Origin of the sequence: Kinneretia sp. DJ1R-11 (assembly GCF_025717595.1) — a bacterium.
In the GTDB taxonomy this organism is placed as follows: domain Bacteria; phylum Pseudomonadota; class Gammaproteobacteria; order Burkholderiales; family Burkholderiaceae_C; genus Paucibacter_A.
Window position 1 is genome coordinate 194847 of the sequence record NZ_JAJIRR010000009.1, and the last position, 16936, is coordinate 211782.

Here is a 16936-nt window from a genome sequence, read left to right on the forward strand (position 1 = left end):
GCTCAGGTAATCCGCAGCTTGACAAGCAAAACGGCCTGCTACAAGCAGGCCGTTGGCGAATGGATGTCGGCTCTTGGCTTCAGCTGCTTCAGCGGCCGCCGGCAGGCCTGCCTTTGCCCGGGCCGCCGGGTCCGCGCGCACCGCGCGGGCCTGCGCCATCGCGGCGGCCGGCCGGGCGTGTATCGCCGCGGCCTTCTCCGCCAGCCTGGCCACGCGGGCCGCGCGGCGCTTGGCGTGGATCCCGCATTTCACGGGATTCACGGGTTTCGCGCGGCGGCTCTTCTGCGCGCTCCGCGCGTGCGATGTCCAGCAGCCCCGGCAACTCCTCGGCCGACACGCCCTTGAGCACGCAGAAATTCGGCAATGTCAGCGTGGTGCGCTCAAAGTCATAGAGCAGGCCGGCACGGTTGCGGCGCTGGGTCTGGGCCAGGTCACGCTCGGCCTGTTCGCTGGCGACACGCTCCTGTTGGAGGTTACGCCGGCGGGTCAGCTCTTCGCGTGCCGCTGCACGGTGTTCGTCACTGAGTTCGCCGGCCGGCTGGCCGTCCAGGTCGAAGCGCTGCGTGGCCTTGCTCAAGGCGATCAGGTAGCCGGTGTTGCCGGTGAAGCGGCGCAGAAAGGCAGACAGCTGGGCCTTGCTGAACTGACCCGGAGCCCGCTCTTGGATATCGGCCTGCACCCGCAGCTTCAAGGGCTTGAAGGCACCGCCGCCGAACAGGGCCGGAAACAAGGCCTTGAGCTGGGCCGCACAGGCTGCCGGGCTCATCTCCTTTGCCGCGGCAGCAGCAGGCACGGCAGCCTCAGCAGGCGCAACCGTCTCCGGCGCCTGGGGCGGCGTGAGCTCGGCGTCAGCGGCCACGTTGGCGGCCACAACAGCGGCTTCGGCCTGGGCTTCCACCGGCGCGATGGGAGTGGGCTGGGTCGAATCGGGAATGTCGTTCATGAGGGCAAGTGCGGCAGGACTGCGAAAGGAATCGAGCGCGTATTGTCCACCCAGCGGCCCAGGCGCCCGTAAACACGCTGTTCGGCCACTTGCGCAGCGCGCACCGACGCTCGAGCCAGCCCTAGTTAAGGCCACCAAATACCTTCTTGAGCAAGGCACTGCCCGTGCCCAAGGGATCCTGGCGGATCTTGCGCTCTTCCTCGCCAATGATCTGGAACAGGCCTTCGATGGCCCGGCCGGTCACGTACTGCTGGATGTTGGCATCCTCGGCGCGCAGCAGGCCGAGCCCGGCGGCCTTGCCGGCTACGGCGTTGTACTTGTCGGCCAGGGCCAACTTCTGGGTGGCCTGGCTGACGATGGGCAGGAACTTTTTGATCAAGGGCACACGCGTCTTGCTGGCAAAGAACTGCGTCACGGCGTCGTCACCGCCCTTGAGCAGCTTCAGGCCGTCTTCCACGCTCATGCCTTTGACGGCGGCTATGAGCAAGGGACGGGCCGCAGGCACGGCCGCTTCGGCAGCGCGGTTCATGGTCGTGAGCAGCTCATCGACCTTGCGACCCTGCCCCAGGTTCTTGAGCAGCTTCGCGGCATCCTTGAGATGACCGGGCAGCTCGATGCGCACGGCCGGGTTGGCCAGAAAGCCATCGGCGCGGCCGAGCTGGGCCACCGCCGCGGTACAGCCACGCTCCAGCGCCGCGCGAATGCCGGCGGCGGCGTCACCCTCGCTCAGGCCCGCACGGGCCCAGGGGCTGCACAAACTCAGCAGCGGCAACAAGATCAAGGGGCGGCGTTCCATCATCGCGTCTCCTGCGTCGGCGGGGAAAAGGGGTCAGGGAAAATCACTCGGCGGACTCATCCAGGGACAGCAGGTCCTGGTCGATGGCGCCGAACAGACTCAGGCCGTCACGGCCCTTCATCTCGATGCGGATGCTGTCACCGAACTTCATGTACTCGGTCTTGGCGGCGCCGCTGTCCAGCGTTTCGATGGCGCGCTTCTCGGCAATGCTGCTGTAGCCGTGGCTGCCATCCTGCTTGCTGACCGCGCCAGAGCCAACGATGCTGCCGGCGCGCAGGCGTCGGGTCTTGGCCGCCTGGGCGATCAGCTGGCCGAAGTGAAAACTCATCTCGGCGCCGGCTTCGCAATGACCGACCTTGCGGCCGTTCCACATGGTCTGCAGGCTCAGGTCGACCCGCCCCTCGCGCCAAGAGGCCCCCAGCTCATCGGGCGTCACCGCCACCGGGCTGAAGGAGGCAGACGGCTTGCTGTGCAAGCTGCCACCACCCCGGGCCTGCTCGGCCGGAGCCAGCTGACGCAAGCACCAGCCATTGGCCAGCATCAAGAGCCGCACGCCCTCAAGCGCTTCGCCGGCGCTCGCGCCACGCTCGACATCGCCGGTCACCACGGCCAGCTCGGCCACGAAATCAATGCCCATGGCTTCGGAGGCAAAACGCGCCGGCTCGCAAGCACCAAGGAAGTCGTCGCTGCCGCCTTGTGACAGGCAGGGCTCGCTGAGGAAACCGTCGGGCAGCTCGGCCCCGCGGGCCTGGCGCAGCAGGGCCTCATGGCTCAGATAAGCCGAGGCTTCGAGCCACTGGTAGGCGCGCGGCAGCGGCGCCAGGCAGCGCTTGGGCTCGAAATTGAAGGCATGGCGCAAGCGGCCATGGTTGAGGTCGGTGTAGAGCGTTTCCAGCTGCGGCGACAGAAAACCCCAGTCGTCCAGCACCTGCTGCAGCCGGGTGGCGATGCCGCTGGCGTAATGGGCCTGGCTCAAGTCGCGCGAGACCAGCACGAGCTGGCCGTCGCGGGACCCATCCTGGTAGGTGGCAAGTTTCATCGATGGTGACAATACAGCGCTGCGATGACGGCATTGTCCAATGCGAAACGATGCACCTCGAATTCTTCACCACTCAGCGCTGGCTCCTGGCCCGCCCCTGGCTGCTCGCCCTGGCCGCGAGCCTGGCCGCGCACGCCTGGCTGATGCAGGCCGGCAGCAGCCCGCCGACAGCCAGCACGGAGCGCGCGACGCCCGGCCTCACCACGGTGCGGGTGATGAATCAAAAAATCTCTGCGCCGGTCGCATCCGACATGACAGCAGAGCCGGCCGCGACGCTCAGGCCAGACCGCCCGCGTCGACCAGGGTCCGCCGTGCCTGCCGAAACGCCGGCTGCCCAAGCTGAATCCAGGCCAGATAGCGCACCCGATTCCGCAAACGGGCCGGCGCCCGTGCAGGCCCCACCGGCCAGCGTCCGCCTGGCAGCGCCCGGCGAATGGCATTACATCCTGCTGCAGAACGGCCAGTACGGCCGTGCCCGCCTCAACTGGCAACCGGGAGAACGCGACTACAGCTTGCTGCTGGAACGCGAGCTGGAAGGGCGGCCGCTGCCGGCTTGGAAAAGCCAGGGGCAGCTCGACGCGCAAGGCTTGAGCCCGGACCGCTACGTCCAGCAGCGCCGCGGCCGCGACATGGTCGCCACCAACTTTCGCCGCGAGGAAGGCTTGATCAGCTTTTCCGCCAGCAGCGAGGAGGTGCCCTTGCCGCCCGGCGTGCAAGACCGGCTCAGCTGGTGGATACAGCTCGCGGCCATGATCGAAGCCGCACCCGAGCGCTACCCGCCGGGCAGCGAGCTGCGCCTGCCCGTGGTCGCGCTGCGTGGCGAGGCGCGCGAATGGCACTTCGAGGTGCTGGACCAGCAAACCCTGGAGTTGCCCGGCGCCAGCATTGCCCGCGCCCTGCATCTGCGTCGGGCCGCGCTCGGGCCCTACAGCGGCGACATCGAGGTCTGGCTGGACCCGGCGCGCGGCCATATCCCGGTTCAGTTGATCATGGACCTGCCCGATGATCGTGGTTGGCAGATGCAGCTCAGCGCGCCAGCAGAGAAACCCTGAGGACCCCGCATCCACGTGTGTTTTTTGACGCTTCCAACATGAAATTTCTGCAGCGAAGCGCCGAACAGGCCTGCAATCTGACACTATTTACTCACGGCCAGGTGCACGGGGCTGCCGATAAGCCTTGAAAGACGGCACGCTGGCCGCAGTTGACGCTGAAAGGAGCCGACCATGCACATGCTTTACAACTCCCCCAGTTTCAGTGTCGTCAAGTTCGACGTGCAAGTCACCGAACCGGTCCCCGGGGAATTCCTGCAAGCCAACCCCGAGCTGCAGCTGCACCGCGGCGGCTATGAGATCGTCGACAAATTCTCGCGCCGCGAGATCTTCATCGAGGGCGCCCTGGCCCAGCAGTTCCAGGACGGCGTCGAGGCCTTGATTGAACAAGACCCGAGCGAGGAAGACCTAGATGACTTCATCGAAGGCTATGCCAGCATGGGCCATCAACCGGTGGTGATGCACTGAACTGCCGCTAAAAAACACCGCGCCAGGCCCTTGTCCTCGGCGCGCGGCTGCGCCAAGATGGGGCAGCGTCGGCTCTGAGCCGGCGCGCTTTCAGCAAGGGATGCAGCCCATGGTCAAGCGAACAGCGAGCCCCCGGCCCGCCAAAGCCAAGGCCCCCGCCAGCGGGGGCCCTGTTGTTCTTGGCAAGCCCGCCAGCGCCGCAACGCAGGCCGAGGTGCGCAGCGCGGTGCGCCTGCTGCCCTCGCCCGGCCTCAAGGACGCACCGGTGCTGGACCGCATGTGTTCCCAGTTCGTGCTGACCTTGACGGTCAAGCATGCCGGCCGCTTCAACCTGCGCCGTGATTTCAATGGCCTGCTCTCCTTCACCGGCCGCCATCTGGTCTGGCCGCTGCGCGTGCTGGGCCGCCTGCGGGATTACCTGGCCCTGCGCTGCCAGGGTAATGAGCTTTGGCGCGGCCATGAGCAGCTCAGCGACGAGGCTTTTTTGCTGCGCCACGGGGTCTGGAACGGCCCGTTCTCGGAATCCACCCTGTTCTTTTATCTCGACGAATACGTCAAGGACGCGCCCAAAGACATGCTGGCCTTGCTGGCCACCACCAGCGAGTGGCTGGACCGCCAGCTCAAGCGCGAATCCACCCTGGTCGAGAAGAACATCGACGCACTTGGCACCCTGCTGCAACTGAACCCGGCCGAACGTGCCCTGTTGCTCTACGGCACGCTGGCGCGCTACCAGCGCGAGCTGCGCGGCGCCCTGGTCGAGTTCAAGGTCAACACCGCCCAAGAGGCCTTCGCCGCGATTGCAGCGGTGGCCGGCGTCAATGAACAGGAAGTCGCCGAAGCGCTGCGGGCCGGCTCACGCCTGGAGCGCATCGGCATGGTGGAGAACCTGATCTCCGAGCACAACATCACCGACCTGGCCGACCTGATGAAGGTCAGCGACCAGCTGCCGCCGGTGCTGATGCGCGAGTACCCCGGACCACACGACCTGATGGCCGTGTTCACCCGACCGGCCACGCGCAGCCAGCTCTGTGCCGACGATTTCGAATTCGTGGCCGAAGACCTGGCCCTGCTCAACACCTTGCTGCGCCAGGCCGTGGCGCGGCGCGAGCCCGGCGTCAATGTGCTGCTCTACGGCCCACCCGGCACCGGCAAGACCGAGCTGGCCAAGGTGGCGGCGCAGGCAGCGGGCCTGGATCTGTACGAAGTGGAATATGCCGACCGGGACGGCAACAGCTTGTCAGGCCGTGACCGCTACCGCTCGCTGCAGATCAGCCAGGTCTTCCTCAAGGCCAGCGCCCATGTCGCCCTGCTGTTCGACGAGGTCGAGGATGTCTTCCCGCCCCTGTCCACCGACACGGCCCAGTTGATTGCACGGCTCGATTCGGCCGCCGAGGCGCCGACCTCGGGTTCAGTGTCCGGCAAGGCCTGGGTCAACCAGATCCTGGAGACCAACCCGGTGCCGGTGATCTGGATCACCAACCGCATCGAGCAAATCGATCCGGCTTTCCGGCGCCGTTTCCAGTACCACCTGGAGCTCAAGTCGCCGCCGCCCGGCGCGCGCCAGGGCCTGGTCAACAAGGCCCTGGCCGATGTCCAGGTCAGCGCCGAGTTCGCGGGGCGCCTGGCTGAGCGACGCGGCCTGACGCCGGCGCAAATCCGCACCGCGGTGCGCTTTGCCCAGCTGGCCGGCGACCGCGACAACTGCGAGCAGATGATCGAGCGCCAGCTCGCCAATGCCGACAAGGCCTTGGGCCAGCGAGCCCAGGGCCGAGCCATCAGGCCCACGGTGACGCAATACGCGCTCGAGCTCTTGAATTGCGAGTCGCGCTTCGAGCTGCCACGCATCGTCGCCGCCCTGCAGCGGCGCGGCGTCGGCAACCTCTGCTTCTACGGCCCGCCGGGCAGCGGCAAGACCGCCCTGGCCGAGCACATCGCGCAGACCCTGCAGCGGCCGCTGATGGTGCGCCAGGCCAGCGACCTGGCCAGCAAGTTCGTGGGCGAGACCGAGCAGAACATGGCCCGCATGTTCGAAGCCGCCGAGTCGGAAGGCGCCGTACTGCTGCTGGACGAGGCCGACAGCTTTCTGCGCAGCCGCCGCATGGCCGAGCGCAATTACGAAGTCTCCGAGGTCAACGAGATGCTGGCCGGCATGGAACGCTTTGCCGGCATCTTCATCTGCACCACCAACCTCTTTGAAGAGCTGGACGAAGCCGCGCTGCGGCGTTTTTCCTTCAAGATCGGTTTCAAGCCCCTGCGCGTCGAGCAGCGCCAGCGCATGTTTGCCCGCGAGGCCTGCGGCGACGAGGCGGCCGCGCTGGACACCGATCAGATCAGCCGTTTGGCAGCCCTGGATCAGCTGACCCCCGGCGACTTCGCGGCCGTGCGCCAGCAGGTGGAAACCCTGGGCGAGGCCCTGAGCCCCGATGAGTTCCTTTCGCAGCTGGAGGCCGAGCACCGAGTCAAACCCGGCGTGCGGGCGCGCCGCAGCATCGGCTTCAAGCACTGAAGTTCCGGCGCAGCGCCGCCAAGGTGTGGCATCGTCACGGCATGAACCACCCGCTTCTTGCCCGCCTGCTGATCCTGCTCACCCTGATGCTCGGCGCCGCGCCAGCGCGTGCCAAGCCGCCCGCCTGCCCACCCAGCGCCACCGCCCCGAGCGCGGAACAAGCCCAAACCTTGGCCGCCCAAGCACCCGACCGCGGCCTGCTCTACCGCCTGCGTCGCGACGGCATCAACTCCTACCTCTACGGCACCCTGCACATCGGCCGCATGGAGTGGCTATTTCCCGGGCCGCAGCTGCGCATGGCCATGGCCCAGACGCAGCTGCTCGCCCTGGAGCTGGACCTGCAGGACCCGGCCACGCTGAAGGTGCTCAGCCAGCCACCACGTCAACGCGAAACCCTGCGCCTGAGCGAGGCCGAGCACCAGCGACTGGCCGCCCAAGCGCGCACCGCCTGCCTGCCCGAAGGCGCCCTGGCAGGCCTGCATCCGCTGCTGCAACTGAGCAGCTACACGGTGCTGCAGGCCCGCTGGGACGGCCTCGACCCCGGCTTCGGCCAGGAGCAGATGCTCGGCAGCTGGGCGCGCCAGCAAGGCCGCAGCGTCCATGCCCTGGAATCGGCCGAGCTGCAACTGCTGGCTTTGATCCCGCAACAGACCCAACAGGCGCGCCAGCTGCTGCTCAAAGGCCTGACCCAGCTCGAACGCGGCCAAGTGAGGCCGGCGCTGCGGCGCCTGGCCGAGGCCTGGGCCGCGGGCGACCTGGCGACCTTACACGACTACGAGCGCTGGTGCGATTGCATCCACGACGCCCAGGACCGGGCCGAGCTGCAGCGGCTCAACGATGGGCGCAATCCCGCGCTGGCGCGTGGCATCGCCGCCCTGCATGCGCAAGGCCGGCCGGTGCTGGCCGCCGTGGGTGCCCTGCATCTGAGCGGCGAGCAATCCCTGCCCCTGCTGCTGACCCAGCTGGGCTTCGAAGTCGAACGCCTGGTGCCGCCGTCAGACGTACGCTAGGGAATCTCTGCATGAATCCGGGCGAGACCATGCAGTGCGGATCGGGATGGGCTGCAAGGCGCAGTTTGAAGCCAATAGCTGTAGCTATTGGCGAGAAGTGCAACGCCGCAGACCGCCCGAGGCCGCGCTAGCAGGGGCCGGGTTGATTCATGCAGAGCTTCCCTAGTTTGACGTCGTACCATGCAGGCCAGCCACCCAACCTAGGAGCACTCATGGCCGACACCAACAGCTTCAGCAAATTTGTCCCGGGTTTCGACTTCCTGCAAGGCCTGGTCAAGAACGCCGGCGCGGCCCTGCCCGGCATTGGCCAGTGGGTGGCGCCGACCCTGAACCCCGAGGAGCTGGGCAAGCGCATCGAGGAATTGCGCACCGTGCAGTTCTGGCTGGAACAGAACGCGCGCATGCTGGGCGCCACCATCCAGGCTCTGGAAGTACAGCGCATGACCTTGTCGACCCTCAAGTCCATGAATGTGCCCCTGGCCCAGCTCAGCGAGGCGCTCAAGGTGCCGACAGCAGAGCCCACGGGCCTGAGCAGCTGGCCGGGCGTGCCACCGGAAATTCTCGCAGCGGCCAGTCAAGCGACCGCTGCGCCAGCGGCCAAGCCGAAGAAGGCGGCCGAAGCGCCGGCGCCCAGCATGCCCGTGGTCGACCCCATGCAATGGTGGGGCGCCCTGAGCCAGCAGTTCACCCAGCTGGCGGCCACGGCCATGAAGGACAGCGCCACCGATGCGGCCAAGAACCTGGCCGGCAGCATCGTCAAGCAGTCCTTCGACGCCGCCGGTGAAACCCTGCGCAAGGCGGCCACCGTGCCCGGCGCCATGGCCGGCAGTGCGGTCGGCCTGGTGGCCAAGAGCCTGACACCCAAAGCACCCGCTGCGGCCGCCCGCAAGACCGCAGCCAAGGCGGCGCCGGCCCGCAAGCGCAAACTCTGAGCGGGCCGATGCAGCCGAGCGTCGACCCGTCGCAACGCAGCCACGCCCAGGCTCGCCTGGTCGCGGCCCTGTCGGCCGAGCTGCCGGCGCACGCCCTGCTCTGGCATGGCGAAGACACGGCGCCCTATGAATGCGATGGCCTGACGGCCTACCGGCAACGCCCGCTCGCCGTGGCCTTGCCGGAGACCGAGGCGCAAGTCGGCGCCGTGCTGCGCATCTGCCAGCGCCTGCTGGTTCCGGTGGTGGCGCGGGGCGCCGGCACCGGCTTGTCCGGCGGGGCCATGCCGCATGCCCAAGGGCTGACCCTGGGTCTGGCCAAGTTCAAGCAGATTCTCGAAGTGAACCCGGTGGCGCGCACCGCCCGTGTGCAATGCGGCGTGCGCAATCTCGCCATCTCGGAAGCAGCCGCCGTGCACGGCCTCTATTACGCACCCGATCCGAGCAGCCAGATCGCCTGCACCATAGGTGGCAATGTGGCGGAAAACTCGGGCGGCGTGCATTGCCTGAAATACGGCCTGACCTTGCATAACGTGCTTCGTGTGCGGGGCTTCACCATGGCCGGCGACGCCGTGGAGTTCGGCTCGGAAGCGCTCGATGCGCCAGGCCTGGACTTGCTCAGCCTGGTGCTGGGCAGCGAGGGCATGCTGGCCGTCATCACCGAGGTCACTGTCAAGCTGACGCCCAAGCCCCAGCTGGCGCGCTGCATCATGGCGAGCTTCGCCGATGTGGGTCAGGCGGGCGCGGCCGTGGCGGCCATCATTGCCGCCGGCATCATCCCGGCCGGGCTGGAGATGATGGACAAACCCATGACGGCGGCAGTGGAGGATTTCGTCCATGCCGGCTACGACCTGGAGGCCGCGGCCATCTTGCTCTGCGAGAGCGACGGCACACCCGAAGAGGTGGCCGAGGAGATCGAGCGCATGCAGGCCGTGCTGCTGGCTCACGGTGCGACACAGTGCCAGGTCAGCGCCGATGAGGCGCAGCGTTTGAAGTTCTGGAGCGGGCGCAAGAACGCCTTTCCCGCCTCGGGCCGCATCAGCCCTGATTACATGTGCATGGACTCCACCATCCCGCGCAAGCGCCTGGCCGACATCCTGCTGGCCATCCAGCAGATGGAGCAGAAGTACCAGCTGCGCTGCGCCAATGTCTTCCATGCTGGCGACGGCAATCTGCACCCGCTGATCCTGTTCGACGCGCGCGACCCCGACCAGCTGCGTCGCTGCGAAGCTTTTGGCGCCGAGATCCTGGAGACCAGCGTCGCCCTGGGCGGCACGGTGACCGGCGAGCATGGCGTCGGCGTGGAGAAGCTCAACTCCATGTGCGTGCAGTTTTCGCCGGCCGAGCGCGAGCAGATGTTCGCGGTCAAGCGGGCTTTCGACCCGGCCGAGCTGCTCAACCCGGGCAAGGTCATTCCCACCTTGCATCGCTGTGCCGAGTACGGCCGCATGCATGTGCAAGGCGGGCTGCTGGGCCACCCCGAACTGGAGAGGTTCTGAGTCATGCTGGGCGAGTTCCAGGAACGCATACGCAGCGCCGCCGCACAAGGCAGTGCGCTGCAGATCCAAGGCCAGGGCAGCAAAACCTTTTATGGTGAGCTGCCAAAGGGCGAGCTGCTGGACGTCTCGGGCTTTGCCGGCGTCAGCAGTTATGAGCCCAGCGAGCTCGTGATCACGGCCAAGGCGGGCACGCCTGTACGCGAGCTCGAAGCCTTGTTGGCCGAGCAAGGCCAACATCTGGCCTTTGAGCCTCCCCGATTCGGTGGCCGGGGCACGGTGGGCGGCATGGTGGCCAGCGGCCTCAGCGGCCCGACGCGCGCCAGCCAGGGTGCGCTGCGCGAGCATGTGCTGGGTCTGAGCCTGCTGAACGGCCGGGCCGAGCTGCTGAACTTCGGCGGCACGGTGATGAAGAACGTGGCCGGCTACGACGTCTCGCGCCTGATGGCCGGCTCGCTCGGCGTGCTGGGCCTGATCCTCGAGGTTTCGCTCAAGGTCATGCCGCAGCCGCTGGCGCGCGCCACCGTGCGCTTCGAGCTGGGCCAGAGTCAGGCGCTCAACCAGCTCAACCGCTGGGGCGGCAAGCCTTTGCCCATACAGGCCAGCGCCTGGTGGGACGGCGCCCTGCTGCTGCGCCTGGCCGGCGCCGCCGCTGCGGTGCGTGCGGCCCAACAAGAGCTAGGCGGCGAGCCCATCCCCGAGGCCTTGGCGCAACCGTTCTGGGACGGCCTGCGCGACCACAGCGACGAGTTTTTCGCCGGCGCCGCGCGTGCGGTGGCCGGTGGCGCCAAGCTCTGGCGGCTGAGCCTGCCGCAGACCGCGCCGGCCCTGCAGCTGCCCGGCGAACAACTGATTGAATGGGGCGGCGGGCAGCGCTGGGTCACCACACCCCTGCCGGCTGCGCAGATGCGCGAGGCGGCGTTGGCAGTGGGCGGCCATGCCAGCATCTTCCTGTGCCGCGACGCACAGAGGCACGGCGTTTTTGCCCCGCCCAGCGAAGCGCTCCTGCGCATCCAGCGCGGGCTGAAGCAATCCTTCGACCCCGACCGGGTGTTCAATCCCGGTCGGCTCTACCCCGAACTCTGAGCCGGCACCCACCGCATGCAGACCACGCTTTCCGCCGAATTTGAGGGCACGCCCGAGGGCCGGGCTGCGGTCGACATCCTCAGCCACTGCGTGCATTGCGGCTTTTGCACCGCCACCTGCCCGACCTACCAATTGCTCGGCGATGAACTCGATGGCCCTCGTGGCCGCATCTATCTGATCAAGCAGGTGTTGGAAGGCGCGCCCCCCACGGCCGCCACCCAGCTGCATCTGGACCGCTGCCTCAGCTGCCGCAGCTGCGAGAGCACCTGCCCCTCGGGCGTGCAATACGCACAGCTGCTGGAGATCGGGCGCGACATCGTCGAAGCCAAGGTGGCCCGGCCGCGTACCCAGCAAGCGGTGCGCTGGCTGCTCAAGGAAGGACTGACTTCGCCCGCCTTCGGCCCGGCCTTGAAGCTGGGACAGGCGCTGCGGCCGCTGCTGCCGGCCGTGCTGAAGGACAAGATGCCGGGCCCCGCGCCGGCTGCGGCCCATGACTGGCCGACCCGCACCCATGCGCGCAAGATGGCCCTGCTGCTGGGCTGCGTGCAGCCGGCCATGGCACCCAATATCAACAGCGCCACCGCCCGGGTGCTGGACGCAGCCGGCATCCAGACGCTGGTGGCCGACAGCGCCGGCTGCTGCGGTGCGATACGCAGCCATCTCGGTGATCATGCCGGCGGCCTGGACGATATGCGCCGCAATATCGACGCCTGGTGGCCGCTGGTGCAAGGCCTGACCGAAGCCGGGCCGATCGAGGCCCTGGTGATGAATGCTTCGGGCTGCGGCGTCACGGTGAAAGACTACGGCCGGGCCCTAGCGCACGACCCGGCCTATGCCGACAAGGCGGCCCGTGTGAGCGCCGTGACCAAGGACCTGAGCGAACTGCTGCCCGGGCTGCTGCACTTGCTCAAACTACGCCTCAAAGCTCGGCCTCGAACGGACGGCGGCGCCGCGCGTGCCAAATTGGCCTACCACCCGCCCTGCACGCTTCAGCATGGTCAGCAGCTGCGCGGGGAGGTCGAGGCTGGCCTGCGCGAGCTGGGCTTTGAGGTCCAGCTGCCCAGTTGCGACGCCCACCTCTGCTGCGGCTCGGCCGGCACCTACTCGGTCTTGCAGCCGGCCATGTCCAAACAGCTGCGCGATCAGAAACTGCAGACACTGGCGCCACTGCATGCCGACACCATCGTCTCGGCCAATATCGGCTGCATCCAGCATCTGCAGAGCGGGACGCGCACACCGGTGCGGCATTGGATCGAAGTGCTGGATCAAGCGCTGGCATGACAGCCCCCCGGCGGGCTCTTGCTGCGCGCGAGATGTGCGCAGAACGCGCAAACTCGGGCAAATACCGAGACCACTGCCGAACCAGTTTTTTCACAATCGGCTCCTCTATGCAGGAGGGTGGAGCCTTTGTACCAACCGAGCTCCCAGCCAGCCAGCCCGGCCACAAGCGAGTGCAGCCAAGCACTTTGACACAGCGCTCCAAATATTTCTGCCGAGCCAGCCAGCCACAAGCGAACAGACCGGGTATCCCAGGGGGATCCCGGTCTTTTCTTTTTGATCGCCCCCCTACCGAAGGCCCGCCGCAGGGCCGCTGAAAGCCGAGTCATCATGTGGACTGGATTGCTGTTTGCCCTCGGCGCCGGACTGATGTGGGGCCTGGTCTTTGTGGCGCCGCTGCTGATGGCGGACTACCCGCCCGCCCTGTTGGTGGCCGGTCGCTACTTGGCCTTTGGCGTGATCGCCCTGCCCCTGGCCCTGATCGACCGGCGCAGCCTGAAGGGGCTGGCGCGCGCAGACTGGCTGGAGGCCTGCAAGCTCAGCGCAATCGGCAATTTTCTCTACTACCTGTGCCTGGCGGCTGCCATCCAGCGCGCCGGAGCGGCGCTGCCGACCGTCATCATCGGCACGCTGCCGGTGGTGATCGCCATCAGCTCCAATCTGCGCGACCACCGACGCGACGGCCGCCTGCCCTGGCTGCAGCTGAGCCCGGCCCTGGCCCTGATCGCCGGAGGCATTGCCTGCGTCAACCATGCCGAACTGCAGCGGCTGGCCCTCGGCCTGGAAGCCGGTCCCGAAGCCCTGCAGCGCTACGCCCAAGGTGCGGCGCTGGCGGTGGTGGCCGTCGCTTGCTGGACCTGGTATCCCATCCGCAATGCCGACTGGTTGCGCGCCCACCAGGAGCGCAGCCCGCGTGTTTGGGCCACGGCTCAGGGCCTGGTCACCCTGCCCATGGCCTTGCTGTGCTTTGCGCTGCTGGGGCTGCTGCCGCGCGATCTGGGTCTGCTGCCCGCTGACTTCGAGCTGCCGCTGGGGCCGCGCCCCATGGCCTATCTGAGTTTGATGGCAGCCATCGGCCTGTTTTCATCGTGGATCGGCACCTTGTGCTGGAACGAGGCCAGCCAACGCCTGCCGACCAGCCTGGTCGGGCAGCTGATCGTCTTCGAAACCCTGGCGGCCCTGGCCTATGCCTTTGTGCTGGCCGGGCGCTGGCCCTCGGCGTGGACCTTGAGCGGCATCGCCTTGCTGATCGCCGGCGTGATCCTGGCGCTGCGCATCAAGCCGCAGCCCAGTGCGGCCTGATACCTGGCCTCGACCTCAGAGTTTGGGAATACGGATGCGGCTCACCATCAGCGAGCCCGACACGGCATAGAGCAGCACCAGAGGGTGCAGGTAGAAGCCACCCAACTCCAGGCGGCCCAGCCACAGCTGATCACCGATCGCGCCCTGCGCTGCGGCGGCAGCCAGCACCATCACCAGGACCAGGGAGGTGGGGATGGGCGTGCCTTCGAAATACTTGACCTTGTCGCCACCTTCGCTGAGCGCCTCGGCCGTGATGTTGAAACGCGCCAGGCGCGACACGCCGCAGGCCACGAAGAACACCAGCACGATGCGGTCATAGAGACCCTGCATGCCGCAGCCGTAGGCAATGGCTGCGGGCGCCACGCCGAAGGAGATGATGTCCGCCAGGGAGTCCAGCTCGCGGCCCATGGCCGATGTCTGCTGGCGCCAACGCGCAACGCGGCCGTCCAGCACGTCAAAGACCAGGGCCACCGGGATCAGGGCGCAGGCATAAAAGATGTGCACGACCGAGCCGGTCTGCAAATAGCTCATGACCGCGAACAAGGCACCCATGCCGGCAAAGGCATTGGCCAGAGTGAACCAGTCGGCGAGATGGAACTCGCGGATCATGGCAAAAGGTTTGGGTCGATTCATGGGCGAAAGCATAAGGGAAGGCGCAGGGCCTCGAGCTCAGCCCATACGCCACTTAGCGTGGATCGTTTTCCAAGGCGGCGGCCGAGATGGTGGTCGGCCCCACCCAAGCTTTGCGGGCCAGGTGGACGAACAAAAGATGGGGCGGCATGCGCAGCCAGTGGCCACGAATGTAGAGCAGCTTACGGCACAGCGGCGTGGCCCAGTCACGGGTGCTGCTGTGCTGGGGCCGCAGGGTGCGGCTGTAGATCCAGTCCAAGGTGTGCTCGGCGACGTCATGGCTTCGATCGGCCTTCAGAGCCTGCAAGGCCGACCCAGGCACGGGGCAGGCCAGCACCTGGACCAGATAGCGCAGGGCCAGGCGCAGAGGCATCTGCAAATCCATGGCAGCCGCACGCGCGACCAGCTGAGGCCAGAAACTCGGCTCCCTAGAGAAATGGCGCAAGAGCAGATCGAGGTCGCTGAGGTCACGCAGCAAGTTCTCCGACTCGCCGTCGTGGAACAGATGGCAGGCGCTGTGCAAGACCATGTCGGTGGGCTGGAGCGTACGCATACCGGGCGAGCCGGGGATCTCCACGCTGTCGCGGATCAAGGCTTGCGCATCCGGCTTGAGTCGAGCCGTGGGCGGCAGGATGGTGTGGTGCACATCGAGCGCAGTGCCGCGGTGCATCTGCCGCATGGCTGGCAGCTCATGCATCCACTGCCGGTAGTAGCGCTGGTCGTAGGCATCGAGTGGTTCGCCGATCCACCCGGTCATGATCAGGGCAGACTCGACCTCGGGCAGCCGCTCGCGCGGCAGCAGGATGTCCATGTCGGCGAACACGCGACCGCTGGCCGCCGGTAGATCGCCGACCACATAGGCCGCGCCCTTGAGCAGGATCAAGGGCAAGCCCAAGCCAGCCAAGGTGTCCCGCAAGAAGCGGCTTTCATAGCGAACCAGCATGTGCTGGCGATCTGCCATGACGGCAGCGGACTCCATGTGATGGAGCGGACGCTCGGGGACCTGAGCCAGAAGATCGGCCGCTTGCAAGCGGCGGTAGAGGCGGCCAAGCAGATTGGCATGACGGGCCTGGCGCACGAGCAAATCCCACTCGACCGCGCTCAAGGCGGCGATGCGGTGACTGTCCAGCAGGACCTGCCGCAGCACATTCATGGCAGGCTCAAACGATGTTTGCATCGGCAGTCGACAAGGCCAGTTGGTCAAACACCTGCATGGCTTCGTCCAGATCGCTGTACTCGAAACTGAAGTGTTGGCAGCGATCCACCAGATCGCCGACGGCACGGAAGCCTTCGGCCGCCAAGATATGGTAATTCATGGCATTGTCGGCAATTTTCATGAACGCTTCCCCGCGCGGCATGGGCGTGAGCGCGGTGCTCGCACCGGCGCGGTAGCGCGGCAACACCATCCAAGCCGGCCAAGCGGGCTCATCGACAGCTTCGACGCTGGCCTGAGGGGCGGCCATCATGGCCACCGTGCCCTTGGTCGTGTCATGAACCGGTCGGGTGAACAAGGCCTGGGGCGCAAAGCGCTGAATGACGCCGATCGACGCATTCTTCAGGTTCACCGGCCTGGCCAAACCCAGCATGGCGCCGGTGTCCAGTCGAATGATGCTGAGCTCGTCCGACAACAAGCGCCAACCGCGATTCACCAAGGCCGCACACAGAGTGCTTTTCCCGGAGCCGGGCGGCGCCGGCAGGATCAAAGTACGTCCATTGCGCGCCACGGCTGCGGCATGAAGAATCAGCACATGGTTGCTGTAGGCCGTGATGCACCAATTCAAGCCCCACTCGATCATGGGCAGGGCTTGATCTCGAGGCAGCGGCGTGAAGGGTTCAACACCGTCGACCGAGAACAGGGCCTGCGGCCGGACCCAGCGGCGCAAGCCGCGGCTGGAATTCACCGCGACATGAAAGTCGATGAACTCCTCGGGGCCAAGCAGACGGTGGTGGGCATAGTTCTGCGCCAACTCAGGGGCGACCGCAGGGATGTCCGACCGCAAGAGGCAGTTGAACGGGCCGGTCGCAACCCGCAACCCAGCTCCGGTCAGCGCGGCCTGAACTTGGGGCAAAGACAACTGATCAACCCGCACAGGCCGCAGTCCGCAATAAACCTGCACCGAGCAAGTTTTCTAAGGCTTCGCCGACTTCATCGCGGCAGGTCTGCATGTCCACGTCAGGCTCTTCGGCATGGACCAAATCGACCAATACGGACACCGTCAGACCAGACGGTGATGCGCCAAGCAAAACCATCAAAAACCGGGCGAGCGGAGAAACCAATTTAGTTTCCCCACTATCCATGTCAAAGAAAAGACTCCCGTCTTCGCAAGACTTCCAAATCAGACGTCGAGGTCCAACAAAGAACCGAGACCCCGATCCGCTTGCTTCCTCCAAGGCCACGCTCAAC

The 16936-nt window shown here is 66.7% G+C and carries 16 protein-coding genes; 9 read left to right on the forward strand and 7 right to left on the reverse strand.

Annotated elements, in window-relative coordinates:
- Positions 1-88: 88 nt before the first annotated feature.
- From LNV23_RS16160 to LNV23_RS16170, 3 genes are all read right to left on the reverse strand, one after another.
- Positions 89-943 carry a ProQ/FINO family protein gene (locus tag LNV23_RS16160; protein WP_263563910.1) on the reverse strand — a complete coding sequence of 285 codons (855 nt, stop codon included), beginning with the start codon at positions 941-943 and terminating at the stop codon, positions 89-91.
- A 121-nt stretch (positions 944-1064) separates the two neighbouring features.
- Positions 1065-1739 (reverse strand): DUF4197 domain-containing protein, encoded by a 675-nt coding sequence (locus LNV23_RS16165; RefSeq protein WP_263563958.1) that lies wholly within the window; start codon positions 1737-1739, stop codon positions 1065-1067.
- A gap of 43 nt (positions 1740-1782) precedes the next feature.
- Entirely contained in the window at positions 1783-2778 is a 996-nt protein-coding gene (locus tag LNV23_RS16170) for a fumarylacetoacetate hydrolase family protein (RefSeq protein WP_263563911.1), read from the reverse strand.
- Between the two features lie 50 nt (positions 2779-2828).
- Between LNV23_RS16170 and LNV23_RS16175 the strand changes: the two genes are divergently transcribed.
- From LNV23_RS16175 to LNV23_RS16215, 9 genes are all read left to right on the forward strand, one after another.
- Positions 2829-3830: a DUF3108 domain-containing protein gene (locus LNV23_RS16175; RefSeq protein WP_263563912.1), complete on the forward strand. Its 1002-nt coding sequence runs from the start codon at positions 2829-2831 to the stop codon at positions 3828-3830.
- A 171-nt stretch (positions 3831-4001) separates the two neighbouring features.
- On the forward strand, positions 4002-4295 hold the full coding sequence (locus LNV23_RS16180) for a BTH_I0359 family protein (protein ID WP_263517839.1): 294 nt from the start codon (positions 4002-4004) through the stop codon (positions 4293-4295).
- 109 nt (positions 4296-4404) lie between these two features.
- Positions 4405-6801: an ATP-binding protein gene (locus LNV23_RS16185; protein ID WP_263563913.1), complete on the forward strand. Its 2397-nt coding sequence runs from the start codon at positions 4405-4407 to the stop codon at positions 6799-6801.
- A gap of 41 nt (positions 6802-6842) precedes the next feature.
- A complete protein-coding gene (locus tag LNV23_RS16190; RefSeq protein WP_263563914.1) occupies positions 6843-7811 on the forward strand; it encodes a TraB/GumN family protein in 969 nt (322 codons plus the stop codon).
- Between the two features lie 212 nt (positions 7812-8023).
- Positions 8024-8743 (forward strand): PhaM family polyhydroxyalkanoate granule multifunctional regulatory protein, encoded by a 720-nt coding sequence (locus tag LNV23_RS16195; RefSeq protein WP_263563915.1) that lies wholly within the window; start codon positions 8024-8026, stop codon positions 8741-8743.
- 8 nt (positions 8744-8751) lie between these two features.
- On the forward strand, positions 8752-10239 hold the full coding sequence (locus tag LNV23_RS16200; RefSeq protein WP_263563916.1) for an FAD-linked oxidase C-terminal domain-containing protein: 1488 nt from the start codon (positions 8752-8754) through the stop codon (positions 10237-10239).
- Between the two features lie 3 nt (positions 10240-10242).
- Positions 10243-11322 carry a glycolate oxidase subunit GlcE gene (gene glcE, locus LNV23_RS16205; RefSeq protein WP_263563917.1) on the forward strand — a complete coding sequence of 360 codons (1080 nt, stop codon included), beginning with the start codon at positions 10243-10245 and terminating at the stop codon, positions 11320-11322.
- A gap of 15 nt (positions 11323-11337) precedes the next feature.
- Positions 11338-12603 carry a glycolate oxidase subunit GlcF gene (gene glcF / locus LNV23_RS16210; protein ID WP_263563918.1) on the forward strand — a complete coding sequence of 422 codons (1266 nt, stop codon included), beginning with the start codon at positions 11338-11340 and terminating at the stop codon, positions 12601-12603.
- A 327-nt stretch (positions 12604-12930) separates the two neighbouring features.
- Positions 12931-13902, forward strand: a complete 972-nt coding sequence (locus LNV23_RS16215) for a DMT family transporter (RefSeq protein ID WP_263563919.1) — start codon at positions 12931-12933, stop codon at positions 13900-13902.
- A gap of 15 nt (positions 13903-13917) precedes the next feature.
- On the opposite strand, the gene pssA is transcribed toward LNV23_RS16215, so the two are convergent.
- From pssA to LNV23_RS16235, 4 genes are read right to left on the reverse strand one after another with little or no spacing between them, the layout of a single operon-like run.
- Positions 13918-14535: a CDP-diacylglycerol--serine O-phosphatidyltransferase gene (gene pssA / locus LNV23_RS16220; protein WP_263517847.1), complete on the reverse strand. Its 618-nt coding sequence runs from the start codon at positions 14533-14535 to the stop codon at positions 13918-13920.
- 52 nt (positions 14536-14587) lie between these two features.
- Entirely contained in the window at positions 14588-15685 is a 1098-nt protein-coding gene (locus LNV23_RS16225; protein ID WP_263563921.1) for a nucleotidyltransferase domain-containing protein, read from the reverse strand.
- Positions 15686-15692: 7 nt separating this feature from the next.
- Positions 15693-16649: an HprK-related kinase A gene (locus LNV23_RS16230; RefSeq protein ID WP_318023248.1), complete on the reverse strand. Its 957-nt coding sequence runs from the start codon at positions 16647-16649 to the stop codon at positions 15693-15695.
- Positions 16612-16935 (reverse strand): hypothetical protein, encoded by a 324-nt coding sequence (locus LNV23_RS16235; protein WP_263563923.1) that lies wholly within the window; start codon positions 16933-16935, stop codon positions 16612-16614. The genes LNV23_RS16230 and LNV23_RS16235 overlap by 38 nt, the downstream gene beginning before the upstream one ends.
- Position 16936: the final 1 nt, after the last annotated feature.